Below are 20138 nucleotides of genomic sequence, written 5' to 3'. Positions count from 1 at the left end.
ATCATCTTATTCTTATGGTAAAATTAGTCCGATAGATGGAAATTTTCAAAATTTTACTTTACAACTTACCATTTACGTTATATCATTTGTGACTATATTTTCAATCTTTTTTTTAAGCAGGTGAACAATTTGGTAAATTATCCGCAATCAGATCTTTTAAAAAGTCTGCCTAAACAGTTTTTTGCATCTTTGACAGCTAAAGTGGGAAAAAAACTCGAACAAGGTTATGATGTCATCAATCTTGGACAGGGAAATCCTGATCTGCCTACCCCCGAGCATATTGTCAAGAGTCTTCAAAGTGCGGCCGAAAATCCGCAAAACCATAAATATTCTCCTTTCCAGGGCTTCCCGTTTTTAAAAAAGGCTGCTGCTGACTTTTATAAAAGGGAATTTAATGTTGAATTGGATCCCGAAACCGAAATAGCCATCCTTTTTGGTGGTAAAGCCGGCCTGGTTGAAATCCCTCAATGCCTTTTAAACCCTGGGGACAGCATATTGGTTCCGGACCCGGGATATCCTGATTATTGGTCAGGTGTTGTACTTGCCAAAGCAAAAATGGTGACAATGCCTCTAAAAGAAGAATATAACTTTTTGCCCGTATACAGTGAATTGTCAGCAGATCAGCTTAATTCAGCCAAATTGATGTTCCTTAATTATCCAAATAATCCGACTGGAGCAGTGGCAAACAAGGATTTTTTTCAGGAAACAGTTGATTTGAGCCGAAGTCATGGCATTTGCATCGTCCATGATTTTGCATATGGCGGTATTGGTTTTGACGACAAAAAGCCTGAAAGTTTTCTTCAGGCAGAAGGGGCAAAAGAAGTCGGAATTGAAATTTATACTCTTTCAAAGACCTTTAATATGGCAGGCTGGAGAGTTGGATTTGCAGCTGGAAATGCAAGTGTCATCGCAGCACTGAATCTTATGCAGGATCATCTATACGTCAGCTTGTTTGGTGCTGTTCAGGAAGCTGCAGCAGCTGCTCTGACAGGACCCCAGGATTGTGTTAATGAGTTGAATTCCATATACGAATCCAGACGGAATACATTCATCTCTGGCCTCAGGGAAATTGGCTGGGATGTAAAAGCACCTAAAGGCTCCTTTTTTGCATGGCTCAAGGTCCCTGAACAATTTACCTCGGAAGAATTTGCTGACTATCTCTTGGACAAAGCGCATATTGCTGTTGCACCTGGCATCGGATTTGGTGATTTTGGAGAAGGGTACGTAAGAGCTGGTTTGCTGACATCTGAGGGTAGACTTAAAGAAGCGGTGGCCCGAATACAAAAATTAAATTTATTTTAATTTTTTTCATAATTCAATTGACAAAAACATGAAGCACTGTCATAATTCTAATTAAATTTTAATTCTAAATTAACTGAATACTCATTTCGTTTTCTTATCAAGAGCAGGCGGAGGGACTAGCCCTATGAAGCCCGGCAACCGACTTATACCTGAGCACGGTGCTAAATCTTGCAGCTTATAGCTGAAAGATAAGAAGATGTTAGATTGCTATGCTAACCTCTTCTTATTTGAAGAGGTTTTTTATTGTTCTCATTCTTGGATTTTTGAAAGGAAGAATATACATGAGTGAAATTATTGCAACGTATCTGATTCATGATGAAAAACATAACCCGGAGAAAAAGGCTGATGAGATCGCTTTAGGCTTAACGGTCGGGTCATGGACCCATTTGCCCGAACTTGAAAAACAGCAGCTGGAAAAGCATAAAGGCAGGGTCATTTCTGTTGAAGACCTTATTAAAGATGAAGAAAGGAAGGAAACAGCTGCAGTCATTAAGATTGCTTATCCCACTGTTAATTTCAGTCCGGATTTACCGGCAATATTAACAACAGTCTTTGGAAAACTGTCATTGGACGGAAAGATTAAATTGTTGGATTTACAGTTTTCCAATGAACTTAAAAGCTTTTTCCCCGGGCCTCGATTCGGGATTGACGGACTGAGGGGAAAACTGAATGTATATGACAGACCCCTTCTGATGAGCATCTTCAAAGGGGTGCTCGGCAAAGACATGGATTTTTTAACTTCGCAGCTGAAGGAACAGGCTCTTGGGGGCATCGACCTTGTAAAAGATGATGAAATTCTATTTGAAAACCGATTTACACCTTTTGAAGCCCGGATAACCGAAGGCAAAGAAGTGCTAAGGCAGGTTTATGAGGAAACAGGCCACCGTACCCTATATGCTGTAAATTTAACAGGCAGGTCTTTTGAATTAAAAGATAAGGCAAGGAAGGCATCCAGACTTGGTGCAGATCTTCTTCTGTTCAATGTATTCTCTTATGGGCTCGATGTTTTGCAGTCATTAAGAGAAGATGATGAGATTGGACTGCCTATCATGGCACATCCTGCAGTTAGTGGAGCTCTTTCTGCTTCAAGTGTTTACGGGATTTCCTATCCTTTGCTTTTAGGCAAACTCCTCAGGTATGCAGGTGCAGACTTGTCTCTATTCCCTTCCCCTTATGGATCGGTTGCACTTGAAAAAACTCAGGCATTATCAATTGGGGATGCCCTGACTAAGAATGATTTCTGCAAAAGAACCTTTCCGGTTCCATCAGCCGGCATCCATCCGGGTCTTGTGCCTCTGCTTTTCGAAGACTTCGGAATAGACAGTGTAATCAATGCCGGAGGTGGCGTACATGGGCATCCGGATGGGGCAAGAGGAGGCGGTCTGGCATTCCGCCAGGCAATTGATTTAATTTTAAAGGGGGCTTCTTTGACAGATGCTCCATCAAACTTCCCTGAATTAAAAAAAGCGATTGATCTGTGGGGGTACAAAGAGGTGGCTGTAAAGAATGGCTAAAATAGCGGTTTTTTGTGATTTTGATGGAACTATTACCGAAAATGATAACATCATTCATATCATGAAGCACTTTGCTCCTTCCCAATGGGAAGGGATAAAAAATCAAGTTCTGGGACAGGAAATTTCCATTCAAGAAGGAGTAGGAAAGATGTTTTCCCTTCTCCCAAGCAGTCTGAAAGATAATATCACCGATTTCATCTTGGAAAATGCGAGAGTAAGAGAGGGATTTCAGCCATTTATCGATTATCTGGCAAAAGAAAAAATACCGCTTTATATAGTCAGCGGAGGAATAGATTTTTTTGTGGCTCCTGTACTGGATAAGTATGGACCCTTTGAAGCGGTGTTCTGCAATAGTTCTGATTTTAGCGGTGATACAATTAAAATCTTATGGCCCCATAGCTGCGATGAGAATTGCAATAATGATTGCGGCTGCTGCAAGCCTTCCATTATGAGGAAACTAGAGGGTGAGGACACCTTTAAAGTGGTGATCGGAGATTCAGTAACTGATCTGGAGGCTGCAAAGCAGGCAGACTTTGTCATAGCAAGAGACCTGCTCCTGGAGAAAAGCAAAGAGATGAACCTGAATCATTGTGCCTTTGAATCGTTCTATGATTGCATTGAGCTTTTAAAAAGATTAAATGAGGTGAGGGTATGAGCAGACTTGAGGAAAAATGGAATGAGCTTGCAGATATTAAGGATGAGCTCGCAGAAAGGGACTGGTTTATGGGAACGAGCGGAAATCTGGCCATTAAGGTCAGCGGAAGTCCCCTTCAATTCCTCGTAACAGCAAGCGGAAAGGATAAAAGGAAACGCACTGATGAAGATTTTCTTCTTGTTGATGAATTTGGACACCCGGCAGGGGAAACACATCTAAAGCCATCCGCTGAAACACTTCTGCATACTGAGATATATAGAAGAACAAAAGCTGAATGCAGTCTTCATGTACATACAATAGATAATAATGTCATCTCAGAAATTTATGGTGATCAGGAGGCAGTAACATTTAAAGGGCAAGAGCTGATTAAAGCATTTGATAAATGGGAGGAAGATGCTGTTCTTGAGATTCCGATTATTCCGAATCATGCACATATTCCCACGCTGGCTAAGTGTTTTTCTTCCCATATACATGAAGATGCAGGTGCTGTTTTAATAAGAAATCATGGAATTACAGTATGGGGCAAAACCTCCTTTGAGGCTAAAAAAATCCTTGAGGCTTCAGAGTTTCTGTTCCGTTATCAGCTAAGGCTTCTGGAACATAAGAGAAATCAGCTATTTAAAGTAGTCTAATATATTAGCTGCTGTTATTAAACAATGCGAGAGAAAGATTTTAATAGAAAGGAATGATTGGTTTGGCATATATCGTATTGAAAAATTCAAAAAAAGAAATTAGGAATCAGGAAGAGGTTGCTGCCTTTCTCGAAAAGCAGGAGGTTATCTATGAGCAATGGGCAATTGATAAATTGCCTGAAAGTCTGAAGGAAAAATATTTACTTTCCGATGATGAAAAACAAGAAATTCTGGCTGCATTTGCTGAAGAAATTAAGGATATTTCAGAAAGAAGAGGATATAGAGCACAGGATGTAATTTCCCTTTCAGAGAATACGCCGAATTTGGAGCAGCTTCTTCAGAATTTCCAGCAGGAACATCATCATACAGATGATGAGGTGAGATTTATTGTCAGCGGCCATGGAGTTTTTATTATACAAGGAAAAGCTGGAGAATTCTTTGAAGTATTCCTGAATCCTGGCGATTTAATATCTGTACCTGAAAACATCCGTCATTATTTTACTCTTCAGGAGGATAGAAAAGTAGTAGCCATCCGGATTTTTGTTACCGCAGAAGGATGGGTGCCAATTTATGAAAAAAAGGAAGTCCATCAATAATTCGATGACCCATTGCCCCCGGCATTGGGTTTTTATTTTCTCACTATAACAATTGGATATTTTTTACATGTTTTCGTCTTGCAAATTTTTTATCAAATCCCGTTCATGTCGCATGTTTAATTTAGCAGAATGTGTCGAAACCTCATGAGGGGGAATTGAAATTGATGTCGATAATAATAAGTTTGGAAAAAGATTGTCTAATATTGCGAATCTATTTACATTTATAGAAATTCTTGTAATAATGCTTCAAGTAGACACATTTATATCGGATTAAAAGGATAGGAGTAGGAGGAAGAACGTTGCGCTATAAAAGAATACAGCTGCTGACTGAAATTCAGCAAAAAAGGGAAAAAATGATAGAAACGGCCAAGAAAAATGGAATGGCGAGCCAGGAAACTGTGCGCTGCAGCCAGGAACTTGACCAATTAATTTTTGAATATCAATGCGTCATTAAAAGAGAGAAGGAACAAAAGAAAAGAATGAGAATTTCCTTCCGGGAAATGATTCTCACATGGAAGAGAGCAGTTGTATAATATTAAAAAGCCGAGCATATATATTGAGCATATAATAAAGAAGCAAAAAAAGGATCCGTTAGGGGTCCTTTTTTTGCAATTGGGAAGCCTGCCCCCTCTTTTCAAGATATTGAGCTGCACATTTCTTTTTAATTCCTTATTGCAGTACTATGCCTGTATCGAGAATCATATATCGTAATACAAAGCTTTTTTTATATCTCTTAAAGCGAGCAATACTTATACAAGCTTTAAGTTAAGAGGAGGGAAAGTAAAAAATGCACATAGTTGTGTGTGTCAAGCAAGTCCCTGATACAAAAATCATTAAAATTAATCCCAAAACCAATACTCTTGACCGGCGCAGTGCTCCTGCCATTTTAAATCCTTATGACGCCCATGCAGTACAGGAAGCTGTGAAAATAACAAAGTCCATAGGAAAAGGCACCATTTCTGTCTTATCCATGGGACCTCCACAGGCTGTTGCTGTGATTAAGAAAAGTATCGAAATTGGAGCAGACCGCGGTTTTTTAATCTCTGACCGTGCATTTGCCGGCGCAGATACATTGGCAACAAGCTATGCCCTGTCTAAGGCATTAGAACGTATTTCAAAGGATATGCCTGTGGATTTAATCATATGCGGAAAACATGCCATTGATGGAGATACCGGCCAGGTGGGACCAGGAATAGCAAGAAGGCTGGATATTCCGCCTGTTACAAATGTTATAGAGGTATCCGAACTTAATGAAAGTGAAAAATCGATCCTGATCAAAAGGAAAATTACGGACGGATATGAATTAATAAAAGCTCAAGTCCCTTGCCTGCTGACCGTTGAAAAAGAGATTAATAGCATAGAATACTCCCCTATGCCTAACATGATAAAAGCTGCCAGGTATGAGCCGGTTATCTGGTCTGTAAATGATCTCGAGGAAGTAGATCGTACACAGCTCGGATTGAAAGGGTCTCCTACGATAGTGGGAAAAATGTTTACCCCTCCCAAGCCGGAAGGCGGAAAGAGGCTTGAAGGGAATGCGGACGAACAGGTTAAGCAGCTGATGGAGCTTCTTAATGATAAGAAAGAGCTGTTTGTAAGCCGATAACAGAAATAATTAGGGGGGATTTACATGATGGATGAGAACCGGGGAGTGTGGGTGTTCATAGAACAAAATGATGGGAAAATCGAAGGAGTTTCCCTTGAATTGCTCGGTGCAGGCAGAAAGCTGGCAGATAAGCTGGATGTGCCTCTTTCCGGTGTGCTGCTTGGGTATGAAATAATGTCTTTAAGCCAGGAGGTAATCGCTTATGGAGCTGATCAGGTATATGTCATAGATCATGAAGTAATGAAAGATTATCGCACAGAATCATATATGAAGGCAGTTATTAATCTTGCAGAAAAATATAAACCTGAAATATTTCTCTATGGGGCTACTTCCAATGGTAAAGATTTGGCCAGTGCTGTTGCTACAGATCTTAGCACTGGATTGACTGCGGATACAACCATGCTGGATGTCGAAGTGGATAAGAGGCTTCTTGAAGCAAGCCGCCCGGCGTTCGGGGGAAATATAATGGCCACCATCCTTTGTAAAAAGCACCGGCCGCAGATGGCTACTGTCCGTCCTAAGGTTATGAAAGCCCTGGAGCCAGATCATGATAGGCAGGGAGAGGTTATAGAAGAAGCGATTGCCCTAAGTGAAGATGACATGCGCACTAAGGTGATTAAAATTGTGAAAGATGTCACAAAAAAAGTGAATTTAGCAGACGCTCATGTTGTCGTTGCAGGCGGAAAAGGGATGGGTGATGCTCAAAATTTCCAGCTGATCCATGAGCTGGCTGACGCAATTGGAGCAACCGTAGGCGGTACAAGGGATGTAGTGGAGGCAGGATGGCTGCCGCATGAACAGCAGGTAGGGCAGACCGGGGAAACCATTACACCAAAGGTCTATTTTGCTATTGGGATTTCAGGTGCAATTCAGCATGTCGTAGGCATGAAGAATTCAGAGTTCATTATTGCGATTAACAAAGATCCGGACGCACCTATATTTGATGTAGCAACTTACGGAATCGTGGGTGATGCACTTGAAATTGTGCCGAAGCTAATTAAAGAGTTAAAGGAAGCAAGGGAAAGAGGGGGTGAAATGAGTTATGTCTGAAAAGTTTGATGTCATCGTGGTGGGTGCAGGGCCTGCAGGAACTTCCTGTGCTTACATATGCGCCAAAAACGGTCTAAAAGTCCTGCAAATTGAAAGAGGAGAATATCCAGGCAGCAAAAATGTAATGGGCGGAGTTTTATACCGTAAGCAAATGGAGGAAATCATTCCGGAGTTTTGGAAAGAAGCACCGCTTGAGCGGCCTGTCATAGAGCAGCGGTTTTGGATGATGGATAAAGAATCGACAGTGAGTTTTGGCTATAAAGGTCTTGAGTGGGGGAAGGAACCATATAATAATTTTACAGTACTCCGGGCGCCATTTGACCAATGGTTTGCAAAAAAAGGGATTGAACAGGGAGTACTTTTAATAAATGAAACAGTCGTGCTTGAGTGTCTGACTGAGAATGGAAAGGTGGTTGGTGTAAGAACTGACCGGCCGGATGGAGAGGTATATGCAGATGTAGTGGTTTTGGCAGATGGTGTAAATTCACTGCTGGCAAAACAGCTGGGCTACCATAAAGAATTTCGCCCTGATGAAGTGGCACTGACGGTAATGGAAGTTATTAATCTTTCAAAAGACAAAATTAATGACCGCTTTAACCTGGAAGACAACCAAGGCTGTACGATTGAAATATTCGGGGACTCCACGAAAGGCAATCTGGGAACTGCCTTTATTTACACCAATAAAGAGAGTATTAATATTGGTGTGGGAACCACGCTGTCAAGCATGATTAAGGCGAAGCTTAAGCCTTATGACCTGCTGGATTATTTAAAAACACACCCTATGGTAAGACCTTTAATAGAAGGGGGAGAATCTGCTGAGTATCTGGCTCACTTGATTCCTGAAGGAGGCTACCATTCAGTGCCTAAAGTGGCCGGGGATGGTGTCCTTCTTGCAGGTGATGCTGCACAGCTTGTTAATGCCATACATCGCGAAGGCTCCAATATGGCAATGGCTTCCGGAACGATGGCTGCAGAAACCATCATTGATGCCAAAAAACGGGGTGATTTCAGCGAAACAAGCTTGAATCAGTACAGGGAAACACTGTATCAAAGCTTTATTATTAAAGACCTGGAAAAATATAAAGATGCAACTCACACGTTTGAACACTACCCGCAGTATTTTAAGGAATATGTTCCAATGCTGAACAGGGCAGCGAGCAAATTCTTTACAGTTGATGGAACTCCTAAGAAAGATAAGCAAAAGGAAATTATGAAGAGCTTCACCAGTGAGCGCGGGACCATTCGTGTGCTTCAAGACATGTACAGGGCATGGAAGGCGGTGAAATAATGTCAACGAAAACGATCGAAGAAAAGCAATATTTAGTTCGTTTTAAGGCAGACACAAAATCACATCTTACCGTATTGGATCATGATATCTGCATGACAAAATGCCCCGATAAAATATGCACTATTTTCTGTCCGGCTGAGGTGTACAAGTGGGAAGGATTGAGAATGCAGGTGGGTTATGAAGGATGCCATGAGTGCGGCAGCTGCAGGATTGGCTGCCCATATCAGAATATTAAATGGGAATACCCAAAAGGCGGTCATGGAATAGTATTCAGGCTTGCATAGTTTAACCCCTATTTCATACAAAAACCGGCCACATTTGGCCGGTTTGAAAAGGGGGGTAATGAAAAAGGTTTTATCTTTCGGTACATTTATATTATAGATAAGAAATATTAACAAACTGTTAACAACCTATATCAAAACTATTAATCCTGCAGCATACATGTTATTTTGATTTTATTATAATACCGCGTTAAAGCTTTTAAGTAATAGTACTTTAGTATCTTAATTTTATATGGAGGATTTGTTAAACTAAATGTGGTCGGACTATTATAGTTGACCCCCTATAATCTGGAGAGCTTAGAGAAGTCTAGGCTCTTTTTTTATTATGAATTAATAATATATTTTTTGGGGGATTTCGATTAAAAGTAGTAATTACCTATATGTATGTTATTTCACATTCGAGGGTAAAAAAAGAGTAGCGCAAAGGGGAATAAATTTTGAGGTTAGCTGATTCTCTCTTGTCTCTTTAAAAAATTGAACTGGGAGTCTTTTACATTGGCTTCAAGCTCTTTAGCATGTTCAAAAGCTTTATGGATGCATTCGTACAGAGCTGAAGAATAAAGCGCCTTATTCCATGAAAAACTTCCTTCTGAATTGGATGGATATAGGGTTACTTTCCAGACGTAAAATTCTTTTTCCTGTTCTTTAAGCTGTCCTTCCAGAGCAATTAGCCAATGGGTGTGCCCAGCCGTAAGGAATGGCTCAGCTGCATTTGCTGGAATAAGGCATTTTTGATAAAAATCAAAGTAGTTTGGCAGGTGCATATTTAATCCCTCCTAACATTTTACAGGGTATTTAGCTGCGCCAAAGAGAGCTAATATCTTACCTTTATTATATGGCAAAAAAGGAGAAGATTGCACATAATTGTTAAAATTTTTAGAAAACTTTTTTAAAAAAAAGAATCTAAATTCTTTTTTAAGAAGGAGGGTTGCCCCCTCCCTTTCATTTATTTATTCCATTCTGAAACAGTTACATCCGGCGGGAGCAATAATGTCAGCAGCCCCAGTACGGGAAGAAAGCCGGTTAATATAATCATATTTACCAGACCAACAGTGTCAGCTATATAGCCCAGAGCAATTGAGCCTATTGCCCCCATACCAAAAGCCAGCCCCACTGTTAGTCCCGCCATAGTGCCGATTTTTCCGGGAACTAATTCCTGGGCGTATACTACCGTCACAGAAAAGCTTGACATCAGTATGAATCCGCTTGCCACCAGCATTACAAATGCGATAGGAGATGGAACGAAAGGAATCAGGATGGAAAGCGGAACAGTCAGGATCATGGACAGAAAAATAATCCTTTTCTTTCCAAAGCGATCTGCAAGCGGCCCGCCAAAAAATGTGCCCAATGCACCTGATACTAAAAATGCAAATAAATAGAGCTGTGCCTGACTAATGGAGAAAGAGTATTTTTCTATCGCATAAAAGGCATAGAAATTTGTCATCCCAGATATATACCATGAACGGGCAAATATCAAAAAGAGAACCAGGATCAGTGCACTCCATACTTTTTTTGATATCTTTTTATTTCTATGGACACCAGAGTGTTTTTTAGCTCTGCCGGCAATCAGTTCCTCCTGAAGGCGTCCAGTATACCACAATGCTATATAGATCAGCAGTCCGACTGCAATAGCAGCAACTGCAGTAAACCAGGCAGCTCCCATTTGACCGAGCGGAACAAGAATGAGCGCGGTAATGATAGGAGCAAGTGCCTGTCCTGTGTTTCCGCCGACTTGATAGATAGATTGAGCCAGACCCCTGCGCTGGCCAGCTGCCATATAAGCAACCCTGGATCCTTCCGGGTGGAACACAGCTGAACCGAGACCAATGAATAATACCGATATAATAATCCATTTATAATCCGGGGCAAATGCCAATCCTAATATGCCAAATAAAGTGGAAGTCAGGCCGATTGGCAAGGCGAAAGGGAACGGCTTTTTATCAGTGGCCATTCCAACAGCCGGCTGCATGATTGATGACACGATATTAAGTGAAAAGGCAATCATCCCAAGCTGTGAGTATGAAAGCCCCATAGATTTTTCTAAAATGGGAAACATGGCTGGAATAACAGATTGAATAGAGTCATTTAATAGGTGGCAAAGGCCAATAATGAATAAGATCCGATAGGCCGTTTTCTGCTGAGGCTCATATCTTGGACTGACTGAAGCAGCGGTAGTACTCATGGTATAGTCTCCTTTTTTCCTTAACATTTCGTAAAGCTAAATATAGTTTAACTTATTCATAAGCCTTTCAAAATAGTTATTTTGGAAATCTATTATTTATTATATAATTTACATTATTCAGATTAAAGAGAGAGGGCTGGGGAGCCAATGGAAAAAGCAGTTGATGCTTTAATGACGGACGATATTCTCGCTGATTTCCTTACAATCTATTCTTTGAATATAGGAAATTATAAAAAGCTGGGTGCCTTTGAAAACTATGTTTATGAGGTTTATAAAGATGGAAAATCACATATTTTGAGGATTACCCACTCATCTCACCGAATGCTTGAGGAGCTTTTATCAGAAACAGACTGGATGAGTTATCTGAAATCGAAAAAAATAAAGGTTCCGGAAGTTTTTCCATCACAGAATGGGAATTTGATTGAGCGGTTAACAGCAGGGGACAGTTCTGCCTTTTACGCCAGCCTGTTTTCAAAAGCAGAGGGAAAACCAATTAGTGTTCGTGCACCGGAATTCAATAAGGAGTTATTTCAAGCATGGGGAAGAGCTGTGGGGAAAATGCATGCAGCCACTAAATCATATGTGCCATCAGCTGGAATTGTACCGCGGATGCAATGGGATGAAGAAGAATTGCTTACAGTTGAGAAATATATACCTGACGAAGATCAGTTGGTCATTAAGCATACAAAAGATTTATTGAATCTGCTTCAAACCTTGCCAAAACATATAAACAATTATGGCCTTATTCATACTGATCTGCATTCCGGAAACTTCTTTTATGATGGGAAAGATATACAGGTATTTGATTTCGATGACTGCTGCCATCATTGGTTTGCATCTGATATAGCCATACCGCTGTATTACTCACTTTTATATAAGTTCAAAGAGGCGGATCCGGCAGAAATGAAAATCTTTGGCAAGCAATTCCTGGACTCCTTTTTGGATGGCTATCAGATGGAAAATGAAATTCCCGATGATTTGGAAAGGCAGCTGCCCTTATTTCTGAGGCTGAGAGATATCACACTTTATTCGGTCCTTCATAAAAAAATCGCACCTGAAGACAGGAATTCGCAGCTATTATTTATGATGGAGACGATAAAGAAAAGAATTGAGAAAAACGATTCAATCTATACAATTTAAAAAGGGAAGGTGCCCGGCAGTGTTCACCTTCCCTTTTTATGCTTTTTTGATAGGAAGAAAAATATCTACATGCGTTCCTTTAGTTTCTTTGCTTGTAATAAATATTTCACCGCCGAAAGAATGCAGAATGCGTCTGCAGACCACGAGGCCAAGGCCCGTACCCATTTCCTTTGAAGTGTAAAATGGATGGAAAATCTTTTCAATCTCATTTTCAGGGATGCCTGAGCCTGTGTCTGCAATTTTAAGCTGACACTTGGAATGCATTTTATTTAGCTTGATTGTCAGCTTTCCTCCGCCCTCCATCGATTCAAAAGCGTTTTTCGTTAAATTCAGGACAACCTGTTTCATCTGGTCTTTCGTACAATCGACCATGACAGGTTCTTCTGAAAGAGCAGATTCAAAAGTGACATTGTGTAAATTAGCTTCGGAGAGTATCAAAGGTTCTAATTCCTTTATGATATTTCTCAAATCCATTGTTTCCATCTTTTGAGCTGTAGGTTTACCCAGAATTAAAAATTCACTTACAATTTCATTAATTCTGCTTATCTCATCATTTATAACTGAAAAGTAATATTGGTCATGGGTATTCGTATATTTTTCACTTAATAGCTGTATAAGGCCTTTTATTCCGGTTAAAGGGTTCCTGATTTCATGGGCTGTGCTGGCAGCAAGAGTACCCACCAGCTCCAGCTTTTGAAGCTCATTTTCCTTTTTTTCCTCTTCATTCTGCTTTTTAAGTCTTAAATACTTAATAAAGAGAAATAGAATATGGCTTATAATCATTATTACAAGGATAGCCCTAAAAGCATCTTTGGCAATTGCCAGCATATCTCTTGGCGGTAATTCTACTTTTACACTCCAGGGAAGTCTGTCAATTGGGATTGAAATGCTATTATGGCTGGAAAACGATGAGTCACCATTCATGTTGATGTCCATAATCGTTTCCCTTTCTGAATTAAGGACAGAAAGTCGTGCTTCTGGAGTAAGAAGTCTCATAATATTTTGTACGTAATCCACCCTCATATGTGCCACAATAATAGAGATTACATCTCCATTGTCGTTGAATACGGGTTTTCCTATCCCAACTACTGTTTGCCCATTAGTTAGTGTTTCAGGGGAGTTAGAGATAACAATATCTTTCGTGCGCGAAACCTCTTTTAGATATTTCTTATTAGATAAATCGGAGTTCGCTAAAAATTGATTTGACCCTGTTAGAACCTTTCCGGTGGGATCAAGAAGGTAGATCCCGCCATATCGCGGATCCAGCTGATTGGCTTTTTGGAGCAGAGGCTCCAGTTTATCTGAGGGTGTGTCAGCACTTCCTGCAGTCAGTGATAACATCTCAAGTGTTGTCACAGTTTCAGAAATAAACTGATCCCAGCTTCTTTGGTGTATGGAGCCAATCCATTTTGCTTCTTCCAGTCTTTCCTCATCGTTTTGATTAATAGAATCCATAAAGAAAAAGATGCTGCCGGCCAAAGTGGGAATAATTACTGCGATTAAATATAGTAGTAAATTTCGTTTTCGACTATTCATCAGGTTAACTCCAGCATAATTAGGTTGATTTGTTCTTATCTAACTGACATTATCAATAGTATACCATTTTGTGTTAAAAGAGGTTTATTTCTATCAAAGGAATGATATTTTATATGTAAGGAGGGGTTTGATGAAATCAGAAGTTTTTCTCACGATTTTAGCTACAAGTGATGTCCATGGACATGTTTATCCATATTATTATGGAACTGGTGAGAACGCTGATCATGGGCTGGGCAAGCTTGCAGCAATAATAAAGAAAGAAAAGGAACAATCTGAGATCTCCATTCTTATTGATAACGGCGATCTGATCCAGGGAACTCCTCTAACTTATTATTATTCCAGATACTTAAATAACCAAAAAAATCCCATGATTCAAATATTAAATGAACTTGAATACGATGCAGCTGTAATCGGAAACCATGAATTCAACTATGGAAAGAACATACTTGCAAGAGCTGTCAGTGAGTCCAATTTCCCATGGCTGTCAGCCAATATATTATTCAATTCAACAAAGGAAACGTATTTCGGGCTCCCCTATAAAATAAAATCTTTTCCAAATGGTTTGAAAGCAGCGGTCGTAGGTGTCACAACCCAATATATTCCCAATTGGGAGAAAAGGCAGCATATTGAACATCTTGTTTTTGAATCTGCAGTGATCAGCTTAAAAAGGTGGGTTTCATATATTCAGGAGGAAGAGAAACCAGATTTGATTATTGTCTCTTATCATGGCGGCTTTGAAAGGGATATCAGAACAGGTGAAGAGACGGAAGAACAAACTGGCGAAAATGAAGCATATCGGATCTGTACAGAAGTTCCTGGAATCGATGTTCTGATTACCGGGCATCAGCACCGTTTTATTAAAGGCGAACACGTAAATGGTGTGGCTGTTGTTCAGCCTGGATTTAATGGCCAAGCGCTTGCAAAGGTTACCGTTAAATTCAGAAAGAAACACAATGATTGGCTGATTGATGAAAAACACTCTGCCTTAATTTATCCCGACGGAATGCCGCCTGATAATGAGGTTCTGCAGCTGGCGGGGTATTATGAATCCAAAACCCAGAAATGGCTGGATACAGTGATCGGTGAAATGGATGGGGATATGCTGATTGATGATATATTTGAGGCGCGTACAGGGGAGCACCCGCTGATTGAATTCATTAATAAAGTGCAGATGGAAGCGTCAGGTGCTGATATTTCCTGTACTGCCTTATTTCATGAGGGTGCCCCCGGATTAAAGTCTAAAGTAACGATGAGAGAAATTGTTTCTAACTATATTTATCCAAATTCATTATGTGTTCTCAGAGTCACAGGCAAGGACATTAAAGATGCTTTGGAGCGGTCAGCAGCTTATTTTGAATTGAATAGTGACGGAAAAATTATAGTGAATCCTGATTTTTCATATCCAAAGCCACAGCATTATAATTACGATATGTGGGAAGGTATTGAGTATAAAATAGATGTTTCACGACAAAAGGGCAGCCGGATCACAAAGCTTCTTTATAAAGGGCATCCAATCAGGGAAGATGGCGAGTATCATGTAGTAATGAACAATTATCGCGCTGCCGGCGGCGGAGGCTACAATATGTTCAAGGATAAGCCGGTGGTGAAAGAAATTTTAACCGATATGACCGAATTGATTGCCAACTATTTTTTTGAAAAGAAAAACGTAATTCCAACTCTTAATCACAATTGGGAGGTTGTAGCGGGCAATTGATCCGGATATGTTAAATTGACAGCTTTCTTCCTGTTTTCTATAATGATTGAGAATTGAATTTATGTAAACGCCACTAATTAAAAGGAAAAGGGATTGGATAAAATGGGGTCTGAACAAATTGACCAATCGTTGAAATTGTTTATTGTCCTGTCCAGGGCATATAGGGCAATAAATGAAAACGTAAATAAACTAATACAAACTTATGGAGTGAATCCAACTGAATTTGCTGTTCTGGAACTGCTTTACCATAAGGGTGACCAGCCTTTGCAGCAGATCGGCGGGAAAATACTATTGGCCAGTGGAAGCATCACATATGTAGTGGACAAGCTAGAGCAGAAAGGCTTGTTAAAAAGGGTCGCATGCCCGAATGACAGAAGAGTTACCTTTGCGCAAATAACAGATAAGGGAAAAGACTTTATCGAAAATATATTCCCTGACCATGAAAAGCATATCCATTCATTAATGTCCGAACTTACTCCAGAAGAAAAAGGTACGGCCATTGAGTTATTAAAGAAGCTTGGACTGTCTATCTCCAATGATAAAAATGGCGTACAATAATTAAAACAGCCTTGACCGGCTGTTTTTTATTTTGTGCTTTATAAGATTTGTTCAGGGGAGGAATTAACCAAATATTGTCGAAATAGTTTAGTGGTTTGATTAAAATCGATTTACATATACACGAGGGGGCAATAATGTGAGATTTGAAGACTATACATATGTTCGTCCGGATCTTGAAAAAGTAAAGGGGAAATTCGAAGCAGCGCTTGAGAAATTTGAAAATGCAGCTTCTGCAGAACAGCAAAATCAAGCTATGAAAGAAATTAATGATATTCGCAATAATGTCGGTACGATGTTCAACCTTTGCTATATCCGTCATTCAGTCGATACGAATGATGAATTTTATAAAGCAGAGCAGGATTATATGGATGAGATTCAGCCTGAAGTAGAAGGGTTTGTTACAAAGTATTATCAGGCTTTGGTTAATTCCAGGTTTAGGGCAGAGCTCGAAGAAAAATGGGGGAAGCAGCTTTTTGCACTTGCAGAAGCCCAATTGAAGGTGTTCTCGCCAGAGATTGTTCCGCTTTTGCAAAAAGAAAATAAGCTTTCATCAGAGTATACTAAATTAATTGCTTCAGCTAAGATTGATTTTGAAGGTGAAGAACGCACTCTTGCCCAATTGGAGCCATTTACTGAATCTACGGATCGCGAAATGCGCAAAAAAGCAAGCGAAGCACGCTTTGGTTTCCTGGCTGATAATGAGAATGAGCTGGACCGTATTTATGATGAGCTAGTCAAGGTTAGAACAGAGATTGCCCATAAACTTGGATATGCGAATTTTGTTGAACTGGCTTATTTCCGCATGTACCGAACAGATTATAACGCGGAGATGGTTGCAAACTTCCGCAAGCAGGTGAAGGATTTCATCGTTCCAATCGCCACAAGGCTAAAGGAAAGGCAAAGAGAGCGGATTGGCGTTGACAAGCTGAAATTTTACGATGAAGGATTTGAATTTAAATCAGGAAATGCTGTACCGAAAGGCGATCCGGAATGGATTATTGAAAACGGACAAAAAATGTATGACGAGCTTTCCAGAGAAACCAGTGAATTTTTCTCTTATATGAGAGAAAATAATCTAATGGACCTGGTAGCCAAAAAGGGAAAAGCAGGGGGCGGCTATTGCACTTATATTGAAGACTATAAATCCCCATTCATTTTCTCTAACTTCAATGGGACTTCAGGAGATATTGATGTTCTTACCCATGAAGCAGGCCATGCATTCCAGGTGTATTCAAGCAGCCATTTTGAGATACCTGAGTATAACTGGCCAACCTATGAAGCTGCTGAAATTCATTCCATGAGTATGGAGTTTTTCACATGGCCATGGATGGAGGGCTTCTTTAAAGATGATACCGAGAAATACAAGTTTTCTCATTTGAGCGGAGGACTGCTATTCTTGCCTTATGGAGTATCAGTTGATGAATTCCAGCATTGGGTATATGAAAACCCGGAAGCATCACCTCAAGAAAGAAAACAGGCATGGAGAGAAATTGAGAAGAAATACCTGCCGCATAAAGATTATGATGGCAATGAGTATTTAGAGAACGGAGGATTCTGGCAGAGGCAGGGCCATATCTACAATTCACCTTTCTATTATATCGATTATACATTGGCACAGATTTGTGCATTTCAATTCTGGAAACGGTCCCGGGAGAATCAGGAAGCGGCATGGAAGGATTATTTGAAACTGTGCCAGCTTGGCGGCAGCAAACCTTTTACCGGGCTGGTAAAAGAAGCTGGGTTGATTTCTCCTTTTGAAGAGGGATGTGTCGAGTCAGTTATCGGGGAAATTGAGAATTGGCTGAATTCCGTGGATGATAAAAGTTTATAAAAAAATAAAAAAGAGCCGGAAGTTCTTAATTCCGGCTCTCTTCGTTCTTTTTAGAGGGTGGGTTTAATGACAATTGCTTCGTCTTTGAGATCGGCCAGCAAATGGCTGTTTCCGCCATGATCAATGATGAAATCAGCAATCTTGTCTTCAAGTTCATCCTGGATGATCCTTCTTAATGGCCGTGCGCCAAAAACTGGATGATATCCATCTGCTGCTAATTTCTCCTTGGCTTCCTGGGTAACAGTCAATTCAATATCCTGTTCATTTAATGTTTCCTGAAGCTCATTGAGCATTAAGCCGACAATTTTCAATAAATGTTCTTTTTCCAAAGCTTTAAATTCAATAATGCTATCAAAGCGGTTCAGGAATTCCGGCTTAAAGAAGCTGCCGAGCGATTCAAGAATGTTTGACTCCATGATGGCGTCAGCTGCGCCAAAACCAACATGGATTTCCTTTTGCCCAGCTCCTGCATTGCTTGTCATGATAATGACTGTATCTTTAAAGCTGACAGTGCGGCCCTGGCTATCTGTCAGGCGTCCATCTTCCAGTATTTGAAGGAACATGTGCTGTACATCTGGATGTGCTTTTTCTATCTCATCAAGCAGAATGATGCTGTATGGGTTTCTGCGTACCTTCTCAGTAAGCTGTCCGGCTTCTTCATGACCCACATAACCTGGAGGGGAACCGATAATTTTTGAAACGCTGTGTTTTTCCATATATTCACTCATATCAAGCCTGATCATGCTGTCTTTTGAGCCGAATAGCTCTTGGGCAAGTGTTTTGGTCAGCTCAGTCTTGCCGACGCCTGTTGGCCCGACAAATAGAAAAGATCCAATTGGGCGGTCCTTTGATTTAAGCCCTGCACGGCTTCGGCGAATTGCCTTTGCAACTTTCCGCACGGCTTCCGCCTGTCCAATTACTTTTTCTGCAAGACTTTCCTCAAGGTTCTGCATTTTTTCCTGTTCATCTTCTGCTAATTTGCCGACTGGAATCCCAGTTTTCTTTTCGATAATCTCCTGAATATGGCTAACTTCAATTACTGGCCGTTCAGTCTTGTTGTCCCCGTTTAGTGCGTGCTGGAGCTTTAGTTCCTCTTCACGGAGTCTTGCAGCCTCTTCATATTTTTCTTCTTTTAAAACAAGTTCTTTTTGCCTGCTGATTACTTTCAGCTGTTTTTCAATATCTTCTGCTGGGGTATATCCTGATTGAAGATTCATTTTAGAACCTGCTTCATCCATTAAATCAATGGCTTTGTCAGGCAGGAACCGGTCTTGAATATAGCGGCTTGACAGCTGCACACATGCTTTAATGGCATCTTCAGTAAAAGAAACATCATGGTAATCTTCGTATTTTTGTTTCAGTCCCATCAAGATTTCAATTGCCTCATTTGCAGCAGGCTCTTCAATTTGAACAGGCTGGAATCTGCGTTCCAATGCAGGATCTTTTTCAATTTGGCGGTATTCTTTCAATGTGGTGGCTCCGACCACTTGAAGCTCTCCCCGTGCGAGGGCGGGCTTTAGAATATTGCCTGCATCCATTGATCCTTCGGCTGAGCCTGCTCCAACAAGCAAATGAATTTCATCTATAAAGAGAATAATATTCTTTCGTGTCTGAAGCTCCGAGATCAGCTGCTTCATGCGTTCTTCGAATTGGCCGCGGATGCCTGTGTTTGCAACCAGGGATGCCACATCCAGCAAATAGACTTCTTTATTTTGAAGTTTCTTTGGTGCATTTCCCTCGGCAATTTTAATGGCTAGTCCTTCGGCAATAGCTGTTTTACCTACTCCTGGTTCACCGATTAAGACCGGATTATTTTTGCTTCTTCTATTTAATATTTCAATCACACGATTTATTTCTTCATCCCGTCCGATGACTGGGTCAATTAAACCGGCTTTGGCAAGCTGTGTAAGATTTCGTCCGAATTGATCGATAAATCCGCCATTGCCATGATTGTGTGCAGGCCCTTCTTTTAGACCATAGTTTTCATTTCCTTGAGAGGCAGCCAGCTTCTTGAAGAAATCCTCTAAAGGCATTTGGCCAAAACCTGAAAAACCATTCAAAGCAGGCCCAAAGGAAGGAAGGCTATGTTGCTTTTCAGTTTGATAACAGCTATGGCAAAGGTTTAGATTTCGTTCATTTCCGTTCAATTTCAGTCTTATTTGTACATTTGCTTGTTTTGTTTGACATTTTTGACAAAGCATTTTGCATACCTCCATTAAAAGTACGGTCTGACTTTGACTATATTTGACCTTA

The 20138-nt window shown here is 40.4% G+C and carries 18 protein-coding genes and 1 riboswitch; of the genes, 14 read left to right on the top strand and 4 right to left on the bottom strand.

The genetic code is table 11. From position 1 onward, the window contains the following. Nucleotides 1-129: 129 nt before the first annotated feature. From QUF73_09570 to QUF73_09525, 10 genes are all read left to right on the top strand, one after another. Nucleotides 130-1302 carry a pyridoxal phosphate-dependent aminotransferase gene (locus tag QUF73_09570; GenBank protein ID MDM5226465.1) on the top strand — a complete coding sequence of 391 codons (1173 nt, stop codon included), beginning with the start codon at nucleotides 130-132 and terminating at the stop codon, nucleotides 1300-1302. A gap of 91 nt (nucleotides 1303-1393) precedes the next feature. Further along, nucleotides 1394-1497, top strand: a riboswitch (SAM riboswitch). A gap of 86 nt (nucleotides 1498-1583) precedes the next feature. Next, entirely contained in the window at nucleotides 1584-2816 is a 1233-nt protein-coding gene (locus QUF73_09565) for a 2,3-diketo-5-methylthiopentyl-1-phosphate enolase (protein MDM5226464.1), read from the top strand. Next, nucleotides 2809-3471 carry a 2-hydroxy-3-keto-5-methylthiopentenyl-1-phosphate phosphatase gene (locus QUF73_09560; GenBank protein ID MDM5226463.1) on the top strand — a complete coding sequence of 221 codons (663 nt, stop codon included), beginning with the start codon at nucleotides 2809-2811 and terminating at the stop codon, nucleotides 3469-3471. The genes QUF73_09565 and QUF73_09560 overlap by 8 nt, the downstream gene beginning before the upstream one ends. Beyond that, nucleotides 3468-4103 carry a methylthioribulose 1-phosphate dehydratase gene (locus tag QUF73_09555; GenBank protein ID MDM5226462.1) on the top strand — a complete coding sequence of 212 codons (636 nt, stop codon included), beginning with the start codon at nucleotides 3468-3470 and terminating at the stop codon, nucleotides 4101-4103. Before QUF73_09560 ends, QUF73_09555 begins: the two co-directional genes overlap by 4 nt. Before the next feature lie 53 nt (nucleotides 4104-4156). Then, nucleotides 4157-4699, top strand: coding sequence for a cupin domain-containing protein (locus tag QUF73_09550; GenBank protein MDM5226461.1), 543 nt, complete (start codon nucleotides 4157-4159; stop codon nucleotides 4697-4699). A gap of 299 nt (nucleotides 4700-4998) precedes the next feature. Beyond that, the gene (locus QUF73_09545; protein MDM5226460.1) at nucleotides 4999-5232 is read left to right on the top strand and encodes an aspartyl-phosphate phosphatase Spo0E family protein; all 234 of its coding nucleotides are present in this window, start codon (nucleotides 4999-5001) and stop codon (nucleotides 5230-5232) included. 254 nt (nucleotides 5233-5486) lie between these two features. Then, nucleotides 5487-6305 carry an electron transfer flavoprotein subunit beta/FixA family protein gene (locus QUF73_09540; GenBank protein ID MDM5226459.1) on the top strand — a complete coding sequence of 273 codons (819 nt, stop codon included), beginning with the start codon at nucleotides 5487-5489 and terminating at the stop codon, nucleotides 6303-6305. A 24-nt stretch (nucleotides 6306-6329) separates the two neighbouring features. Further along, a complete protein-coding gene (locus QUF73_09535; protein ID MDM5226458.1) occupies nucleotides 6330-7355 on the top strand; it encodes an electron transfer flavoprotein subunit alpha/FixB family protein in 1026 nt (341 codons plus the stop codon). Next, complete coding sequence (locus QUF73_09530) at nucleotides 7348-8643, top strand: FAD-dependent oxidoreductase (GenBank protein ID MDM5226457.1); 1296 nt, start codon at nucleotides 7348-7350, stop codon at nucleotides 8641-8643. Before QUF73_09535 ends, QUF73_09530 begins: the two co-directional genes overlap by 8 nt. After that, complete coding sequence (locus QUF73_09525; protein ID MDM5226456.1) at nucleotides 8625-8927, top strand: 4Fe-4S dicluster domain-containing protein; 303 nt, start codon at nucleotides 8625-8627, stop codon at nucleotides 8925-8927. The genes QUF73_09530 and QUF73_09525 overlap by 19 nt, the downstream gene beginning before the upstream one ends. Before the next feature lie 440 nt (nucleotides 8928-9367). On the opposite strand, the gene QUF73_09520 is transcribed toward QUF73_09525, so the two are convergent. Continuing rightward, nucleotides 9368-9688 carry a hypothetical protein gene (locus tag QUF73_09520; protein ID MDM5226455.1) on the bottom strand — a complete coding sequence of 107 codons (321 nt, stop codon included), beginning with the start codon at nucleotides 9686-9688 and terminating at the stop codon, nucleotides 9368-9370. A 182-nt stretch (nucleotides 9689-9870) separates the two neighbouring features. Continuing rightward, a complete protein-coding gene (locus QUF73_09515) occupies nucleotides 9871-11106 on the bottom strand; it encodes an MFS transporter (GenBank protein ID MDM5226454.1) in 1236 nt (411 codons plus the stop codon). Nucleotides 11107-11253: 147 nt separating this feature from the next. Here QUF73_09515 and QUF73_09510 point away from each other — a divergent pair, with 147 nt between their 5' ends. Next, nucleotides 11254-12246: a phosphotransferase gene (locus QUF73_09510; GenBank protein ID MDM5226453.1), complete on the top strand. Its 993-nt coding sequence runs from the start codon at nucleotides 11254-11256 to the stop codon at nucleotides 12244-12246. A 36-nt stretch (nucleotides 12247-12282) separates the two neighbouring features. Here the strand turns inward: QUF73_09510 and QUF73_09505 are convergent, their stop codons facing one another. Then, nucleotides 12283-13782, bottom strand: coding sequence for an ATP-binding protein (locus QUF73_09505; GenBank protein ID MDM5226452.1), 1500 nt, complete (start codon nucleotides 13780-13782; stop codon nucleotides 12283-12285). Between the two features lie 130 nt (nucleotides 13783-13912). Here QUF73_09505 and QUF73_09500 point away from each other — a divergent pair, with 130 nt between their 5' ends. The 3 genes from QUF73_09500 to QUF73_09490 all read left to right on the top strand — a co-directional run bounded on the left by QUF73_09500 (nucleotide 13913) and on the right by QUF73_09490 (nucleotide 17885). Beyond that, entirely contained in the window at nucleotides 13913-15496 is a 1584-nt protein-coding gene (locus tag QUF73_09500) for a bifunctional UDP-sugar hydrolase/5'-nucleotidase (protein MDM5226451.1), read from the top strand. A 102-nt stretch (nucleotides 15497-15598) separates the two neighbouring features. Then, nucleotides 15599-16054, top strand: coding sequence for a MarR family transcriptional regulator (locus tag QUF73_09495; protein MDM5226450.1), 456 nt, complete (start codon nucleotides 15599-15601; stop codon nucleotides 16052-16054). Between the two features lie 136 nt (nucleotides 16055-16190). After that, nucleotides 16191-17885: a M3 family oligoendopeptidase gene (locus QUF73_09490; GenBank protein ID MDM5226449.1), complete on the top strand. Its 1695-nt coding sequence runs from the start codon at nucleotides 16191-16193 to the stop codon at nucleotides 17883-17885. 50 nt (nucleotides 17886-17935) lie between these two features. Here the strand turns inward: QUF73_09490 and QUF73_09485 are convergent, their stop codons facing one another. After that, on the bottom strand, nucleotides 17936-20086 hold the full coding sequence (locus QUF73_09485) for an ATP-dependent Clp protease ATP-binding subunit (protein ID MDM5226448.1): 2151 nt from the start codon (nucleotides 20084-20086) through the stop codon (nucleotides 17936-17938). Between the last annotated feature and the right edge of the window lie 52 nt (nucleotides 20087-20138).

Origin of the sequence: Cytobacillus sp. NJ13 (assembly GCA_030348385.1) — a bacterium.
In the GTDB taxonomy this organism is placed as follows: domain Bacteria; phylum Bacillota; class Bacilli; order Bacillales; family Cytobacillaceae; genus Cytobacillus.
This window is presented reverse-complemented; position numbering and strand designations above follow the sequence as displayed.

Excerpts from the sequence above, each read along its gene's own strand:
- QUF73_09515 (MDM5226454.1), bottom strand. The coding sequence starts at position 11,106 with ATGAGTACTACCGCTGCTTCAGTCAGTCCAAGATATGAGCCTCAGCAG.
- QUF73_09550 (MDM5226461.1), top strand. The coding sequence starts at position 4,157 with ATGATTGGTTTGGCATATATCGTATTGAAAAATTCAAAAAAAGAAATT.
- QUF73_09560 (MDM5226463.1), top strand. The coding sequence starts at position 2,809 with ATGGCTAAAATAGCGGTTTTTTGTGATTTTGATGGAACTATTACCGAA.
- QUF73_09535 (MDM5226458.1), top strand. The coding sequence starts at position 6,330 with ATGATGGATGAGAACCGGGGAGTGTGGGTGTTCATAGAACAAAATGAT.
- QUF73_09525 (MDM5226456.1), top strand. The coding sequence starts at position 8,625 with ATGGAAGGCGGTGAAATAATGTCAACGAAAACGATCGAAGAAAAGCAA.
- QUF73_09530 (MDM5226457.1), top strand. The coding sequence starts at position 7,348 with ATGTCTGAAAAGTTTGATGTCATCGTGGTGGGTGCAGGGCCTGCAGGA.
- QUF73_09505 (MDM5226452.1), bottom strand. The coding sequence starts at position 13,782 with ATGAATAGTCGAAAACGAAATTTACTACTATATTTAATCGCAGTAATT.
- QUF73_09495 (MDM5226450.1), top strand. The coding sequence starts at position 15,599 with ATGGGGTCTGAACAAATTGACCAATCGTTGAAATTGTTTATTGTCCTG.
- QUF73_09565 (MDM5226464.1), top strand. The coding sequence starts at position 1,584 with ATGAGTGAAATTATTGCAACGTATCTGATTCATGATGAAAAACATAAC.
- QUF73_09555 (MDM5226462.1), top strand. The coding sequence starts at position 3,468 with ATGAGCAGACTTGAGGAAAAATGGAATGAGCTTGCAGATATTAAGGAT.
- QUF73_09485 (MDM5226448.1), bottom strand. The coding sequence starts at position 20,086 with ATGCTTTGTCAAAAATGTCAAACAAAACAAGCAAATGTACAAATAAGA.
- QUF73_09510 (MDM5226453.1), top strand. The coding sequence starts at position 11,254 with ATGGAAAAAGCAGTTGATGCTTTAATGACGGACGATATTCTCGCTGAT.
- QUF73_09540 (MDM5226459.1), top strand. The coding sequence starts at position 5,487 with ATGCACATAGTTGTGTGTGTCAAGCAAGTCCCTGATACAAAAATCATT.
- QUF73_09500 (MDM5226451.1), top strand. The coding sequence starts at position 13,913 with ATGAAATCAGAAGTTTTTCTCACGATTTTAGCTACAAGTGATGTCCAT.
- QUF73_09520 (MDM5226455.1), bottom strand. The coding sequence starts at position 9,688 with ATGCACCTGCCAAACTACTTTGATTTTTATCAAAAATGCCTTATTCCA.